The sequence below is a fragment of the Selenomonas dianae genome, from assembly GCF_030644225.1.
Lineage (GTDB): Bacteria > Bacillota > Negativicutes > Selenomonadales > Selenomonadaceae > Centipeda > Centipeda dianae.
In genome coordinates, this window is sequence record NZ_CP128650.1 from 1,496,273 (window position 1) to 1,511,720 (window position 15,448).

Sequence of the window (15,448 nt, forward strand, 5' to 3'; positions counted from 1 at the left end):
CCTCCATTGCTCCGAGGAAATTTTTGATGTGTGCCGCTTCGCATATCATCCGTATTTCCTTCTATTTCCAGATTAACAGGATTTACAATTATATTCAATAGTTTTTTCTATTATTTCTCAAAAAATCGTGACCGGGTCGATGTCGATTGCGATCTCATCGCGCAAATGTACCCCCTGTTCCCGCAAAAACGTCTGTACCTCCGCAAGAGCATCGGTCTTGATAAGCACGATAAAGCGATAGATGCCGCGTTCCCGCTCGATGAGTGCCGGCGATGGGCCGATCACCGCGCAGCCCTGCCGCCCTGCAAATGCCGTTTGTGCTGCAGCGACAAAATTCCGTGCCGCCGCCCATGCGTGCGCACGCTGCGGATCGCGAAACAGCAGCTTCACGAGGCGGCTGAACGGCGGATAGAAAAGCTCGCGGCGCAATTCGATCTCGTGCGCATAGAACGCCTCGTAGTCCTGCCGCATCGCTGTGCGTACGGCGTAGTGCTCGGGATTGTACGTCTGCACAATGACCGCGCCACGTGCACCGTGCCGCCCCGCACGTCCCGCCGTCTGCGTGATGAGCATGAAACAGCGCTCCGCCGCGCGAAAATCCGGCAGATTGAGACTTGCATCCGCACTGATGATGCCCACAGCGTGCACGCCGGGCAGGTCATGCCCCTTTGCCACCATCTGCGTGCCGAGCAGGATGTCAAAATCGCGTTTGCGGAATTGCGTCAAAATCTCCGTATGTGCGAGTTTTCGCCCCGTCGTATCGCGATCCATGCGCACAAGCCGCGCCGTCGGGAGCATCTGCCCCAGTTCCTCTTCGAGCTTTTCCGTACCCGAGCCGAAGTATTTGATGCAGCGGCTGCCGCATTTCGGACAAGTATCGGGTACGGGTACGCGTTGGTCGCAATGATGGCAGACGAGGACACCGTTTGCATGATAGACGAGCGGCATTCCGCAGTCCTTGCACATCATCACTGCACCACAGGAGCGGCACAGGACGAACGTGGAGTACCCGCGCCGGTTCAGCATGATAATCGCCTGCTCATGATGTGCCAGCGTATCCGTGAGGAGATTGCGCAGCGCGGGTGAGATGATCGTGCGCCGCCCGCGCCGCAGTTCCTCACGCATATCAACGACACGCACCTCGGGCAGCGGCTGACTTCCGATGCGCTCGGGCATCGTGAGGAGTGTCAGTTCCCCCGCCCGCGCACGCGCGTACGACTCAAGCGAGGGGGTCGCACTGCCGAGCACGAGGATCGCACCGTGCCGCCGCGCGAGGATCTCCGCGACTACCCGCGCATGGTAGCGCGGTGATTCGTCCTGTTTGTAGGACATATCCTGCTCCTCGTCGAGGATGATCGCACCGACATCGGCGGCGGGCGTAAAGAGTGCCGAACGCGCACCGAGGATGATGCCCGCATCCCCGCGCCGCACACGAAAGATCGCGTCGTTGCGCTCGGCGAGCGAGAGCTTACTGTGCAGAACGACAATATCGCCCGCAAACACCTTCTGAAAAGCAGTGATAAGCTGCCCCGTCAGGGCAATCTCCGGCACGAGCACAATCACCTGCCGCCCTGCCGCACGCACGGCGCGTGCCGCCTCGATGTAGACGCGGGTCTTGCCGCTGCCCGTCACACCGTGCAGCAGATAGCCGTGAAACGAGCCCTCCGCAATGCCTGCGTTCAGCTGCGTGACCGCCGCCCGCTGCGCCTCCGTCAGCGGCGCCGCAGATGCAGTGACCGCCCCCGCAGCGTAACCGGAGCGCAGTCTGCGCCGCAGATGTTCCGTCAGGTATCCGGCTGCAACAAGTTTTTTGATTGTCGCCAAGGAAACGCCCTTGTCATCAAGCGCGGCGCGCGTATACGTGTCCTGCTCCCGAAAGAGGGCAAGTGTCCGCATCTGCGCCGGTCTGCGCGTAAGTTCCGCAAGCCGTTCATCCGTGACCTCCGACGCCGTGTAGAACTTCTCGTACTGCGCCTTGTCGCGCTTGTCCGCACGGTACTCCTTGCACACAAGGCGGTAACGCAGGAGTTTCTCTACGCTCTCCTCCACCGCGACAGTGGGGAGTGCCCGTCGCAGTTCCACGATGCGATGTCCGCCATGTTCGCGCAGATATGTGTAGACGGCGTGCACACGCGCGTCCGCAAGCAGGGGGTGCGCTTCATCCGCATCATCCGCCGCCACATAGACGGGAAAGATGCGCAGCCCGCTCTTGCCCGGCATAAAAAGACGCATGATCTCCGCCGACGAGCAAAGGTAGAAGTCCGCAAGTTCCTGTGCGGCAGCAAGGAGTTCGGGGGAAAACCAAGCCTCCTCATCCACCGCTGCGACAATGTCCTTCAGCGTGTGTTTCCCATCCCGCGCCGCATCGTAGGGACGTACGCGGGTGACGAAGCCCTCCTTGCGCACATTGCCGAACGGAACGAATACACGCCACCCTGCCGTGACCTGTGCCAAATCTTCCGGCAGGCGATAGGTGAACTCCTGCCGGATGCTTTTGATCGGAATGTTGATATAGACATCCGCAACGGTCATATGTTCACTTTCTCACCAAAAAAGCCGTTACACGAATGCGTTCGTGCAACAGCTCCTTTCCATACATTCCTACGATGCAATTATCGCCTGATGCGCAAGGATTTTCTTGCCCGCCTGACAAGCGGGGCAGATGCAGGTATCCTCTCCCTGCTCCTTCGCCTGCTTCGCCGCAGCAGCAAGTTCCCCTGCTTTCTGTGCGCCGAACACAGCCGTACCGTCCGGCGACTCCGTAAAACCGATGAGCTGGTCGATTGTCAGCACATCGCTCTTTATTTCATCAATGAGTGTCCGAAACGCAGATTTTTCCTGCGGCGTGTCCACTGCCCCCAGAAATGCCTCTGCTTTTGCCTTCAGTCCTTCGTAGACCGACGGCGCATCGGCCAACTTCTGCACCTCATCGATCACGGCACTGCGATCCAACGCCATCCTTCATCCTCCTCAATTCTCTGACTAGGGAATCGCTGATAAAATGAAGTCCGTCAGATTGGCGTAGATTTTTCGTCCGAACAAGGAGACAAACCGGACGCATAGCCAAAGCTATGTGGAGGATTTGTCGACACAGTGCGGGCAAAAAAGATGCGCTAAGATGGCGCGGCTGAATTTATCAGTGCTTCCCTAAAACAATCTATTCGTTATTATAGGATAAAGGTTCACGTTTGACAACTGAAAAAAATTTGATTTTTCAAATTCCGAATATTTTTCTCGGAATTGTGGTTTTGGTCACATTCTTTCGGGGATATTCCGTGTATAATGAACACAGAAATACGCAAGACACACAAGGAGGAAACATCATGACAATCCTGAACAATATCCAACATCAACAGCCACTCCTGCTCAAGGAGCAGGTCGCATACGCCGAGGGACAGGTCGTCAGCAAGACGCTCGTTCAGAACAAGGGGCTTGGCATCACGCTCTTTGCCTTCGCGAAGGGCGAGGGCATCAGCACACACGCCTCCACGGGCGACGCGCTTGTCACGGCACTTGAGGGCGAAGGGGTTATCACGATCGACGACGTGACTTACACACTCAAGGCGGGCGAAAGCATCGTCATGCCCGCAGCTCATCCGCACTCTGTCTACGCAGCGAAGGAAACGCCGTTCAAGATGATGCTTGTCGTCGCGTTCCCCGCAGCGTAAATATATCGTTATATCTCAATACAGTTCTCCCTGAACGTCCCCCGCAGCACTTTGCTGCGGGGGACGTTTCTACTCTTCCTCCTGCCGCAGGGCAGAGCCCCTTTTCTCCTGCATAAACGTGCGCGGCGAACAATTCATATACTTCTTGAACACGGTACAAAAATTCTTATAGTCGCCAAATCCATTTTCCTCCGCAACCTCATAGACGCGGTACTTGCCCGAGGAGAGCTGCGCGATGGCGCTGCTCAAACGTGTGCGCGTCAAGAATTCCAAAAAGGTCTGCTCCGTCGCTTCCTTGAATTTGCGGCTGAGATAGCTCGCACTCACACCCGCCTCCTCGGCGAGGACTTCGATGCTGAGTTTCTCTCGGTAGTCTGCGTGAATCCGCTCCATCGCATGACGCACATAGGGGTTCAATGCCGTATCCGCGAAATATCGCTGCCAATCTCCCCCCTCCGGAAGCTGTGTCCCGCTGCCCATTCGTACGGCAGCAAGTTTACGCATCAGCGCAGCCAGTTCCTCCTCATCGACAGGTTTCAGCAGATAATCCGCCGCTCCCAGTCGGACTGCCTTTTTGGCATAGGCAAACTCTGCATAGCTCGTGAGAAAGATGAGCTGCGGCAAAATGCCCTCCGCACGCGCACGTTCTGCCATTTCGATGCCGTCCATGCGCGGCATACGAATGTCCGTCAGTACGACATCGGGACGCTCCGCACGCAGGAGTTCGAGCCCCGCCCGTCCATCGGGCGCATCGCCTACAACGCAGCAGCCCATGCCCGCCCAATCGATCACAGAAATCAGCCCGCGGCGGATGATCTCCTCATCCTCGACGATCAGAATGCGCAGCATCGTCCTTCTCCTTTCCGATGTTCACGGGCAGCACCATCGTGACACGCGTACCGCCCTCGGCGCGCCGCGCGAGCTGCATTCCGTATTCCATGCCGTAGAGCAGCCGGATGCGGCGGTGAATATTGTAGAGACCTGTATGTACAGAGGTATTCTCCCCGCGCACCATCATCTCATGCAGGTGGCACAGCGTCTCCTCCGCCATACCTGTCCCCGCGTCCTCGATGGTGATCTGCATCTTCCCATCCGCTGCCGTGATGCGTGTAAAGATATGAATGTTCCCCTCGGCATCCGCACCGTAGTGAATCGCGTTCTCCACAACGGGTTGGAGCAGGAGTTTCGGCACGAAGCACGGCATTGCCTCCTCTGCAATCTCCTGACGATAGGAAAGACGTGCGCCGAATCGCTGTCGCTGAATCTCGATATAGTTTGCGAGATGATGAAGATCCTCCGCGAGTGTCACACACTGGGTACGACTGTCAATGCTGTAGCGCAGGAGTGCAGAAAGGGACGTAATCATGCGCACCGCAGCATTCGGATCAAGTTTCGTCATAAATTTGATATTCTCAAGTGTGTTAAAAAGAAAATGTGGATTGAACTGCGATTCCAGCTGACGCAGTTCGGAAACAACACTGACGCGTGCCTTTTCCTCATTTTCCCGCATCAGACGGATAAGGCTCTGTACCATGCGATTGTACTCGCCCGCGATCTCCTCGAACTCGTTGCCCGTCCGAATGACAAGTTCCCGATCCAGATTTCCATGACGAACGGCGCGGAACGCATCCACGATCTCATCCATTGCCTCCGTCTTTTCCCACGTCTCGCGCCGCACGCGAAAGAAGATGAACGGTATCATGAGCAAAAGCACGCCGAAGAGGATCGCCGCCCCCGTTGCGAACTGGGCAATGCGGCTGCCAACGGGCAGGACAGCATAGACGGTGAAAGCTCCGTCAAGCACCTGCTCCTGCGCCACATAGAACTGCTGCCCCCCCACCTCACAGAGACCATGTGCATCGACGAGTTCGGGCACAACCTTATAAAAGACGGGATCACGGAACGTGGTTACCGTGGAAAAGGGCGCACGTCCTGCGCGATCAACAATGATAAAGTGCATCTTCTCCCCCGTTTGAAGACGCTTTTCCAGTTCGTGCATGGAAATGACAAAGACGGCATACCCATCCACTGTCGCCGATGTGAAGGTGCTGCTCCCGAGGGCGGAGGGTACGGAACGAATCGCCTGACCGACCACATAGTCCCATGTGAGATCGCCGTGTGGAACGAACTCCTCCACACAGCCCTCTGCCCGTTCCATACGCGCGAGCACACCCCAGCCCGTCGTCGGCGGAGCAAGGTACGCGGGAACATAGGGAGCCGTTTGAAAGAGTGCATGACGATCCCGATCGAGAAGATAAAATCGTGGAAGTGCGCCGTGTACATTCAGCTCTGCATACAGATTTTCAAAGAAGGTGCGCTGTCCGTTCCCATCCGTATGCAGTTTCTCCGTCCCGTGCATCGCAATCACCGCCGCGCGTGCCTCGTACTCATGCGTCAGCTCCGTGAAGATCTCGCCTGCGACACGCGCCTCCTCCGCCGTGCGCGTCATGACATTTCGCTCCCAATAGAGCGCGGCGAGGACAATGCAGATGAGCGCGATGAGCAGCCCCGGCACAAGCGCGTACTTCAGCAGTGCGCTGCGCACTTCATCCTGAAAACGCCGCATCCCCATCCGCCTTTCCACAAAAATCCAATGGTTTTCCATCCATTATAACAAAATCTCTGCAAATACAAAATACCGGAGGGATGCCCTCCGGTATTTTTCATGGCGACGTACGGTTTACTGCACGCTCGTAAAGATGTCCTTGAACTTGTCGAGCCATGCCTTCTTGTTCTTCTCGACGACCTGCTCATCATCGTCGATGATCTTGATCTGATCCTTCGGGAGGAGACCGACGGGCGGATCCACATCGTCACGCACGGAGCGGCGATGGAGCGAGGCGGTGATGATGCTCTGCGCCTCTTTGCTCGTGATGAAGTCGATGAACTTCTTCGCGTTCTCCATGTGCTTCGCATTCTTGATGATGTAGATGCCGTCCGGCTTGGAGATAACGCCTTCCTTCATATAGACGAGCTTCACGGGTGCGCCGTCCGCAACGTACTTCGCGCCGCCCTCCTCAAAGGTAAGCCCCACGGCATACTCGCCGTCCGCAACGCCCTTGTAGACCGCAGACGATCCGGAGAGCAGCTTGCCGTCGAGATTGCGCGAGAGTTTTTCCACATAGTCCCAGCCCTTGTCCGGGTCGCCCTTGCCCATCGCGTAGAGCATATTGATGAGATGCTCATAGGACGAGGAGGACTTCGACGGATCGGCAAACGCGATCTTGCCCTTGAGCGCGGGGTTCAGCAGATCCTCGTAGCCCTCTACCTTCACATCGCCGATGAGGTTCGTGTTAACCATGATGACGCTCGGGATGTCCGTGAAACGCGTCATGGGGCCCTCGGTGTTCTTGAACGCCGCCTGAATGTGATCCTCGTTCTTCGATGTATAGTTCTCGAAGAGATCCGCCTTCGGCTTCATCGTGTTGAGCGATCCGCCCCAGAAGATGTCGCCGAGCGGATTCGCCTTCTCGGACTCAACGCGCTTTAAGAGTTCACCCGTACCCGCCGCGATGACCTCGACCTTCACGCCACTCTGCTTTTCAAACTCCTCGACAAGGGGATTGATGAACGTCAGCGGATGCGGGCAGTAAATGACGAGCGCGTTGTCATCTGCCGACGCCGCCTTCTTTTCTCCGCCGCCCCCGCCGCAGCCAGTGAGTGCGCTGCCCAGCATCAGGGATGCTGCGAGTACCGCAACCATTTTCTTGAACTTCATGAAAAGACCTCCTTTTGACAGAAAACCATCTATGAAAAAGGCTTTTGCCTGAAAACCCTACAGATCAGAGCGTTACATCCTTGCTGCCCGACACCTTGAAGAACGTCACCATCGCGACAATCGTCGTGAGCGTGAGGATGGTCGAGAGTGCCGCAGCCGTACCGTAGCTCGCACGGATGACCTCCGTGTAGATCGCGACGGACATCGTCTTGGTCGCGCCCGTGAAGAGGATAACCGAGGAACTGAGTTCGTTGATCGCCGTGATCCACGAGAGGATCGCCCCGCTCATGACACCGGGCAGCATCATGATCGCCGTCACCTTGAAGAAGGTCTTAAGCGGTGATGCGCCAAGGCTGATGGACGCCTCCTCAATGCTCGGGCTGATCTGGTAGAGAATCGCCGAGCTGGAGCGCAGCGTATACGGCAGTCGCCGAATGACGAGGGAGATGATGATGATGAGCGCCGTTCCCGAGAGGAGCAGCGGCTCCTCATTGAACGCGAGGAGAAGTGTGATACCCAGAACTGAGCCGGGGATGATGTACGGGAACATCGTGAGCGTATCGATGATGTCCGTGAGCGCACTCTTGCGCCGTGTCGTCAAATATGCAACCGTCATGCCGAGGAATACGATGACGAGGATCGCCGCAGTGCTATATAGGTAGGTGTTCGAGATCGCCGTGCCAAGACTGCTGAAAATCGTCGTATAGCTGTCGAGCGAATAGCCGCCCGTAAAGACCGCGCCGCGTGTCTCAAGGAACGAGGTGTAGATGACGACGAGCTGCGGAATCATGGAGAGTGCGACAAGCAGATAGATCAGCGCGTGTACGATGATGTTCCCTGCGCCCTTCATCTCCTTCGTCTCAATGGGACGCAGCGAACTCATCGTGAAGGACTTGCGGCTCACGACATACTTTTGCAGGAGGAAGATCGTCGAGGTAATGACGACCATAATCGCCGCCATCGCCGCCGCAAAGTTTGCCTGATCGCCCACCTCGTTGATGAACTCGGAGTAGATCATGACCGGCATGACGTTGAACCCCTCACCGATCAGCATCGGCGTACCGAAGTCCGCCATCGCGTTCATGAATACCATGAGCGCACCCGCGAGGATCGTCGGCGTGATGAGCGGTACGATGACCGTCACCACCTTGCGGACACCGCTGCACCCGAGGCTTTCCGCCGCCTCGATCAGTGCAGAGTCGATGTTCTTCATCGCCCCCGCCGCATAGAGGTAGATGAACGGATAGAGCTTAAGTGTCAGCACAAGCAGAATCCCCGTAAAGCCGTAGATCGACGGAAATTCATACTGAAACGTATTTTGAAGCCACTGCGTCAGGATGCCGCTGCGCCCACCGATGAGAATCCACGAGTACGCACCGATGAACGGCGGCGAGAGCAGTGAGATGATGATGCAGATCTCAAGTGCACTCTTGAAGCGGATGCGATAGAGCGTCATGAAGTATGCGAGTGCCGTGCCGATGATGATGGCAAGCACCGTCACACACGCCGTCACGCTGAAGCTGTTGATCATCGACTGATAGTAGTATTTCCGCTCAAAAAAATGCTTGAAATGCTCAAGGGTAAACGCTCCCGTCATCGAGTCCTGAAACGCCGAGGCAAAGAGCGAAAAGAGCGGATAGATGAGAAAAAGACCGAACACCGCAATGGACAGAACCGTGATGCCCGTCCAGAAATCCCAGCGCAGATTCAGCTTACTCATAGCGCACCACATCCTTCAGGATATTGCGCGAACCGTCTGCGGTAAAGACATTGACCTTCCGCGCGTTCGGGCGCAGATGCACCGCGTCCCCCACCGCAAGCTGCTGTGTCGCGTGCCCAAGATCCTGCGAGAACTCAAGCGATGCCTGATTCGGGAGAATCATCTCCGCGCCAAAGTCCAGACTGTAGTTGATGTACTTGCCGAGGAACACCTTCGTCTTTACCTTGCAGGGCAGACCATCCGCCTGAATCGACAGTTCCTCGGGACGCACGGAGATCACAACCTCCATGCCGTCCTCTGCTTCCTCTCCGAGATTCGCCATCGGCAGCTCGTACCCGTTTTGAAAGACGACGCTCATCGCTGTGCCCGATTTCTTTACCCGCCCATGAAACAGGTTGGAGTGTCCGATGAAGGTCGAGACGAAGATGTTCCACGGGCGTTCGTAGATCGTCTGCGGCTGCGCCGTCTGCTGGATCTCGCCCTTGTTCATGACGGCGATGCGGTCGGAGATCGAAAGTGCCTCCTCTTGATCATGTGTGACATATACCGTCGTGATACCGACTTTCTTCTGCACCTCGCGGATCGCGGAGCGCATCTCAATGCGCAGCTTTGCGTCGAGATTGGAGAGCGGTTCGTCCATCAGCAGCACGCTCGGGTGAATGACAATCGCACGCGCAAGGGCGACGCGCTGCTGCTGTCCGCCCGAGAGGCGTTCCGGCAGACGATCCTGATAGTCCGTAATCTGCACCACATCGAGAATGCGGTCGACCTTCTCCTTCATCTCCGCTTTCGGCACATCGCGCAGCTTCAGCCCGTACTCCACATTCTGCCGTACTGTCAGATGCGGGAAGATCGCGTAGCTCTGAAACACCATGCCGATGTTCCGTTTGTGCGCGGGAATGTCATTGATCCGCTGTTCATTGAAGCGAATATCTCCGCCCTCAATGCTGTTGAAGCCCGCAATCATGCGCAGAAGCGTCGTCTTGCCGCAGCCCGACGGACCGAGCAGGGTAAAGAACTCTCCGTTGCGGATGTGCTCTGTGATCCCCGGGATGATCGTGAGATCACCATATTTCTTCACAGCGTTCTCAATGTGAATCGCTACACTCATAGAATCTCCTCCAAATTGTTTTTAGCAGCATCGAATCCTTTCGCTCTTTATTCGTCTGATTATTTATAGTATACAAAAAGAATCCGCAAAAGAACATCCACAATTCTGCAAAAATATCCGAAAAACTGAACTCACTTCTAAAATAAAAATCCCCCATCAATAGGAGCAATCCTATGATGAGAGATTTTGGATATGGATGCAATTTTGGATGTGCAGCGATGTGCTCCACGCACATACAGAAACAGAACTCACACGATTGCTTCCGCCGCCGCCATCACGCCGAGTGCCGCGTGCTCGAATGTCAGCCCGCCCTGAAGATAGATGCAGTACGGTTCGCGCATCGGTCCGTCCGCACTCAGCTCGATGGATGCGCCCTGCACGAACGTCCCCGCCGCCATGATGATCTGGTCGGCATAGCCCGGCATATCCCACGGCTCGGGCGCAGCGAATGAGTCCACGGGCGACATCGCCTGTATCGCACGTGCAAACGCCTTCATGCGTTCCGCATCCCCGAGCACAATCGCCTGTATGATGTCGCTGCGCGCGTCCGTAAAACGCGGAAACGTGCGGCAGCCCAGCCTCTCAAAGATCCCTGCGGCGAACACTGCGCCCTTGAGTGCCTGCGCAACAACGTGCGGCGCGAGGAAAAGCCCCTGAAAGAGCAGACGGTTCGAGATGAGACTCGCGCCGAGCTCATCCCCCATCCCCGGCGCGGTCAGACGATAGGATGCCATCTCCACGAGCTTACTGCGCCCTGCAATATAGCCGCCCGTCGGTGCGATACCGCCGCCGGGGTTCTTGATGAGCGAGCCCGCCATAATATCGACCGTGGGGATTTCCGTCGGCTCAACCGTATCGACAAACTCCCCATAGCAGTTGTCAACAAATACGATGCAGTTTGGATTCACCGCCTTGATCCGTGCGCTGACCGCACGAATATCCTCGATGCTGAGTGGCTCGCGCTCACTGTAGCCACGCGAACGCTGCACCAGTGCAACCTTCGTCCGCGCCGTCACAATGCGCTCAATGCCGTCCATGTCCACGCGACCGTCCCGCATCGGCAGCTCGTCATAGAGCACACCGAACTCCTTGAGTGAGCCGATGCTCTCATGCGCCCAGCCGATGACGGTCTGCATCGTATCATAGGGAGCTCCTGTGATGGAAACAAGCTGATCGCCGGGACGCAGGATGCCGAACAGCACCGTTGCAAGCGCGTGCGTCCCCGAGACGAACTGCGTCCGCACGAGTGCCCGCTCCGCACCAAAGACGCGGGCATAGAGCTCATCCAGCTTTTCGCGCCCGAGATCGCTGTACGCATATCCCGCACTCACGCCGAAATGTGCATCGGAGACACGGCACTCCCGCATACCATCCAGTACCTTCCGGGTATTGATCTCCGCCGTCTCATCCATGCGTGCAAACGCCCCACGCGCCCGCTCCATAACCGCTGTCCGCAGTTCCTTCAGCTCATCCCTCTGCACAGTTTCCTCACGTTCCATTCTGTTCCTGTTCCCACTGCTCCGTCGTCGTACGCAGATAGCGCACGAGATGCAGTTTCAGTCGCTGTTCCAGTTCCTCAAGATCCGCCGCATCAAATGAATAGCTCACATACGGCATCCCGCCCACATGATACTCACCGAAGAACTCGTTCCGATAGCAGTTGTAATAGATACCGACATCATTTCCCCGTGCAAAATTCACATAATCGACGACGAGAAACGAGCCATTCGTCAGCTGCGCGGGTGCGGACGGACGGACAAAGAGCGTATACCCCTCAAGCTCCTCGGGAAGTTCCGCACCGTATGCCCATGTCTCGATGCTCTCACGTATGGGCAGGAGTTCCTGCGTCTGAAGCGTATCCGCGTGCATTTCCTGCATCACGTTCGACAAATTTCGCTGCAGTTCACGCCCAAACGTTTCCAAATCCCCATAGACGAAGGATGGCAGGGCGAAGCTCACCACGCCGATCGCGACGCGCAGCTTGTACGAGGTCGTCGCGGCATCATAAAAACCGACAACGGCACGATGCTCCGCCGCATGATCGTAGCGGAAAAAATCGTACTGCGCCTCACGCTGCTCCCGCACTTTCGAGAGGACAAACCCCTCAATCTCGGCAGGAAGTTCATCGAGCACCGTCCACGCCGCAAGCGCCGCATCAATTTTCTCCGTGAATTCCTCAGCCATCGGCTCTGCCTCTTACTTGCCCGTGCGCCCACGCTTCGTCATGGGGATCCCCTTTGCGCAGAGCGGACAGCTCTCGGGCGCATATGTTTCTACATCCATTGTGAGAAGTGCCGTGTGCGGTACGTCGCCGAAATTCGCCTTGCCGCCGCTGCGGTCAACGAGCATGGATACCGCCACAGGGATTGCACCTGCCGCCTTGACGACCTCGATCACTTCCTTGATCGAGCCGCCCGTCGTCACAATGTCCTCAACGATGAGCACGCGCTCGCCCTCGCGCAGAGAGAAGCCACGGCGAAACGTCATCTTCCCGTCCACACGCTCCGTAAAGATCGCGCGTGTCCCGAGTGACTTTCCCGTTTCATGCGCGAGCAGAATGCCGCCCGTCACAGGACCGACCACCGTCTCAATGTTCGCATCCTTGAACTTCTCCGCCATCGCCGCACAGAGCTGCGCCGTATAGGCAGGATGTTGGAGCACGTTGAATTTCTCGACATAGTGCGGGCTGTGCAGCCCCGAGGTCAGCAAGAAATGCCCGTCCATAATCGCACCCGTCTTGACCAGCAGGGCACGTACTTCCTCCTGCGTCATCATACAGCCTCCATCTCCTTCAAAATACTCTCTGCCGCCATGCGCGGATCCTCTGCCGCATAGATCGCACGCCCGACCACAATTTGAGACGCACCCACACGAATCGCCTCCCCCGGTGTCATCACGCGCCGCTGATCGTCATGGGAGATGCCTACGGGGCGGATGCCGGGCGTTACAATCAAAAAATCCTTTCCGCAGATGCGGCGAATCTCCGCCGTCTCGGCAGGGGATGCGACCACACCGTCGAGTCCCGCCACCCGTGCGAGCTGTGCGCGGCGCAGAACCGCCTCCGCAATCGTGCCTGTATGTCCGAGCCCCGCCCAGTCCTCCGCGTCCATACTCGTGAGTACGGTGACACCGATCAGCTTCGGACACGGAATCCCCGCCTCCTCTGCCGCCGCGTGCAGAGCATCGCGCGCCGCCTTCATCATGCGCAGCCCGCCGGCAGTGTGGACGTTCAGAATATCGGGACGAAGGCGCAGGAGCGAACACAGACCGTTCCCCACCGTGTTGGGAATATCATGGAGCTTCAGATCAAGGAACACCTTTTTCTCCTGCGCCTTCAGCCACGTCACAATGTCCCCGCCAAGCGCATAGAACAGCTCCATGCCCACCTTGTAATAGCTGACGCTGTCGCCCAGCTGCTGCACAAGACGCTCCGCCTCTTCCCGTGTCGGCACATCCAGCGCCGCTATCAAGCGATCATCTGCCATGTTTCCCCTCCTCTATGATGTGCATCCGCATATCCCCACAGCGGCAGCGTTCTCGCGAAAGGCGCACCGAAAGCCCCGTCCGATACCGCAGGACAGGCATTGCCTCCGCCGCAATCGTCGAGAGCACGAGCTCACCGCACGCGCCATCCGCACGTGAACACGCCCCCGCCTCATCAAGAACTTCGGCGAAAAAGAGCCGCTCCTCAAGATGTACGCCCTCACCAGCTGAGCAAGTCCCCCCGATCAGCGCCCCCATCTGCGCCAGTGTAAAGATGTGTGCATGGCGCGCCCCCATGCGTTCCGCCATCTCGCGTGACGATTCCTGCGGTGCAATGCGCGCCCCAAGCGTAATCAATCGGTTCACACACAGATCCCCCAACGCCTCCGCAAGTGCGGGAAGCTCATACTCCCATACGATGACGGTATCCGGCACTGCTGCACATAGGAGCTGCGTCGCAGCAGCGCTGTCCGTACATGGCAGAACCGCCGCGCCGACCGCGTCCAGTGCATATTGCAGGTCAAGCGTCCGACTGTCTGTAAAGTCTCCAACAAGGAGCACCGTGCTCGCGCGATTTACCCCACACGCGGCAAGCATATCTGCCGCAGTCTGCACCTGACGCGCGACATCGCCCTGCGTGTAGCAGTGAACGCGCCCCGCATCCACACCATCATGCAGAGCGCTGATACGGAGAAGCCCCGAATGTGGCAGCGTAAGCATGAAAAAAGGGGCATCCGCCCCCTCTTTCGCTGCACACGCCAAAAACGGCAGACGTGCCAGATCCGCAAACGACGTGACGGACGCGGCACGGATTCCCGCGCGTGCAAAGGCATCACGGTAATACGCCGTCTTTTCCTCCGCCCATTTCAGCTGGCGCAGGAGAAGTGCAAGCCGCTGCTCCTCGCTGAGTGCTGCCGCCGTCATGACTCAAGCGGCCGTTGGTAGAAGAACGGCTGGAAGCTCGTATAGCCCATCTTGCGGAAGTTCAGAATCGACTCCGTCGCGCCGACAAAGAGAATCCCGCCGGGTTTCAGTGCCTCGAAGAAATGACGGTAGAGTTGATCCTTTGCCTCGTCCGTGAAGTAGATGACGACGTTGCGGCAGAGAATCAGGTCAAAGCCCGTCTCAAATTTGTCCTGCAGCAGGTTGTGTCGCTTGAACTCGATCATGTTCTTGATTTCCTGCTTCACGGCGAAGTGGTCACCATCCGCATCGAAATACTTGCGGCGGCGCTCGGGCGCCATGCTCTTGATTTCATCCGCCGTGTAGACACCGCGCTTCGCCTTTGCCAGAATCTCAACATCGAGATCCGAAGCGAGAATGCGATGCCGCGTGCCGGGGGTCATCTCCTTCATGATGATCGCGAGCGAATACGGCTCTGCGCCGATGGAGCAGCCCGCGCTCCAGATATTGAGTTTCGGCGAGCGCGTCATGAGGTCGGGGATAACATCCGTCTCAAGCTTGCTGAACTTCTCCGGCGTGCGGAAGAACTCCGACACGTTGATCGTCAGATACTCGATGAACGCCGCAAAGTCGTCCTTGTTCCCGCAGACATGATCGAAATACTCCACACACCCCTTGTAGCCCGCACGCGTGATCAAATTGTTGATTCGGCGCTTCATCTGCGGCTCTTTGTAAAGATCGAGATCAATCTCCGTCTTTGCCTTCAGTTTCTGCTTAAACTGCTCCCAGTCGCGATCTTCCGTCATAAATTACCCTCCGCTCACATATCCCTACATTCTTTTATC

The 15,448-nt window shown here is 57.2% G+C and carries 15 protein-coding genes; 2 read left to right on the top strand and 13 right to left on the bottom strand.

Annotated elements, in window-relative coordinates:
* Window positions 1–117 precede the first annotated feature (117 nt).
* Together priA and QU667_RS07375 are read right to left on the bottom strand one after the other, a co-directional pair.
* Window positions 118–2,532: a replication restart helicase PriA gene (gene priA, locus QU667_RS07370; protein WP_304986569.1), complete on the bottom strand. Its 2,415-nt coding sequence runs from the start codon at window positions 2,530–2,532 to the stop codon at window positions 118–120.
* A 69-nt stretch (window positions 2,533–2,601) separates the two neighbouring features.
* A complete protein-coding gene (locus QU667_RS07375; protein ID WP_304986570.1) occupies window positions 2,602–2,958 on the bottom strand; it encodes a hypothetical protein in 357 nt (118 codons plus the stop codon).
* A 67-nt stretch (window positions 2,959–3,025) separates the two neighbouring features.
* Between QU667_RS07375 and QU667_RS07380 the strand changes: the two genes are divergently transcribed.
* Together QU667_RS07380 and QU667_RS07385 are read left to right on the top strand one after the other, a co-directional pair.
* Window positions 3,026–3,151 carry a secretion protein HlyD gene (locus tag QU667_RS07380; RefSeq protein WP_071985964.1) on the top strand — a complete coding sequence of 42 codons (126 nt, stop codon included), beginning with the start codon at window positions 3,026–3,028 and terminating at the stop codon, window positions 3,149–3,151.
* Window positions 3,152–3,323: 172 nt separating this feature from the next.
* The gene (locus tag QU667_RS07385) at window positions 3,324–3,668 is read left to right on the top strand and encodes a cupin domain-containing protein (protein ID WP_304986571.1); all 345 of its coding nucleotides are present in this window, start codon (window positions 3,324–3,326) and stop codon (window positions 3,666–3,668) included.
* Window positions 3,669–3,737: 69 nt separating this feature from the next.
* On the opposite strand, the gene QU667_RS07390 is transcribed toward QU667_RS07385, so the two are convergent.
* From QU667_RS07390 to QU667_RS07440, 11 genes are all read right to left on the bottom strand, one after another.
* On the bottom strand, window positions 3,738–4,517 hold the full coding sequence (locus tag QU667_RS07390; RefSeq protein ID WP_304986572.1) for a response regulator transcription factor: 780 nt from the start codon (window positions 4,515–4,517) through the stop codon (window positions 3,738–3,740).
* Window positions 4,489–6,234 (bottom strand): sensor histidine kinase, encoded by a 1,746-nt coding sequence (locus QU667_RS07395; protein ID WP_304986573.1) that lies wholly within the window; start codon window positions 6,232–6,234, stop codon window positions 4,489–4,491. The genes QU667_RS07390 and QU667_RS07395 overlap by 29 nt, the downstream gene beginning before the upstream one ends.
* Window positions 6,235–6,348: 114 nt before the next feature.
* Window positions 6,349–7,386, bottom strand: a complete 1,038-nt coding sequence (locus QU667_RS07400) for an ABC transporter substrate-binding protein (protein ID WP_304986574.1) — start codon at window positions 7,384–7,386, stop codon at window positions 6,349–6,351.
* A 64-nt stretch (window positions 7,387–7,450) separates the two neighbouring features.
* Complete coding sequence (locus QU667_RS07405) at window positions 7,451–9,106, bottom strand: ABC transporter permease (RefSeq protein WP_304986575.1); 1,656 nt, start codon at window positions 9,104–9,106, stop codon at window positions 7,451–7,453.
* Window positions 9,099–10,217, bottom strand: a complete 1,119-nt coding sequence (locus tag QU667_RS07410; protein ID WP_304986576.1) for an ABC transporter ATP-binding protein — start codon at window positions 10,215–10,217, stop codon at window positions 9,099–9,101. The genes QU667_RS07405 and QU667_RS07410 overlap by 8 nt, the downstream gene beginning before the upstream one ends.
* A gap of 248 nt (window positions 10,218–10,465) precedes the next feature.
* Window positions 10,466–11,716 (bottom strand): methionine gamma-lyase family protein, encoded by a 1,251-nt coding sequence (locus tag QU667_RS07415; protein WP_425541894.1) that lies wholly within the window; start codon window positions 11,714–11,716, stop codon window positions 10,466–10,468.
* On the bottom strand, window positions 11,706–12,401 hold the full coding sequence (locus QU667_RS07420; RefSeq protein WP_304986577.1) for a hypothetical protein: 696 nt from the start codon (window positions 12,399–12,401) through the stop codon (window positions 11,706–11,708). Before QU667_RS07420 ends, QU667_RS07415 begins: the two co-directional genes overlap by 11 nt.
* A 12-nt stretch (window positions 12,402–12,413) precedes the next feature.
* Window positions 12,414–12,989 carry an orotate phosphoribosyltransferase gene (gene pyrE, locus QU667_RS07425; RefSeq protein WP_304986578.1) on the bottom strand — a complete coding sequence of 192 codons (576 nt, stop codon included), beginning with the start codon at window positions 12,987–12,989 and terminating at the stop codon, window positions 12,414–12,416.
* A complete protein-coding gene (gene pyrF, locus QU667_RS07430; RefSeq protein ID WP_304986579.1) occupies window positions 12,989–13,702 on the bottom strand; it encodes an orotidine-5'-phosphate decarboxylase in 714 nt (237 codons plus the stop codon). Before pyrF ends, pyrE begins: the two co-directional genes overlap by 1 nt.
* A complete protein-coding gene (locus QU667_RS07435; RefSeq protein WP_304986580.1) occupies window positions 13,692–14,624 on the bottom strand; it encodes a phenylacetate--CoA ligase family protein in 933 nt (310 codons plus the stop codon). Before QU667_RS07435 ends, pyrF begins: the two co-directional genes overlap by 11 nt.
* Window positions 14,621–15,409 carry a CheR family methyltransferase gene (locus QU667_RS07440; RefSeq protein ID WP_304986581.1) on the bottom strand — a complete coding sequence of 263 codons (789 nt, stop codon included), beginning with the start codon at window positions 15,407–15,409 and terminating at the stop codon, window positions 14,621–14,623. Before QU667_RS07440 ends, QU667_RS07435 begins: the two co-directional genes overlap by 4 nt.
* Window positions 15,410–15,448 lie beyond the last annotated feature (39 nt).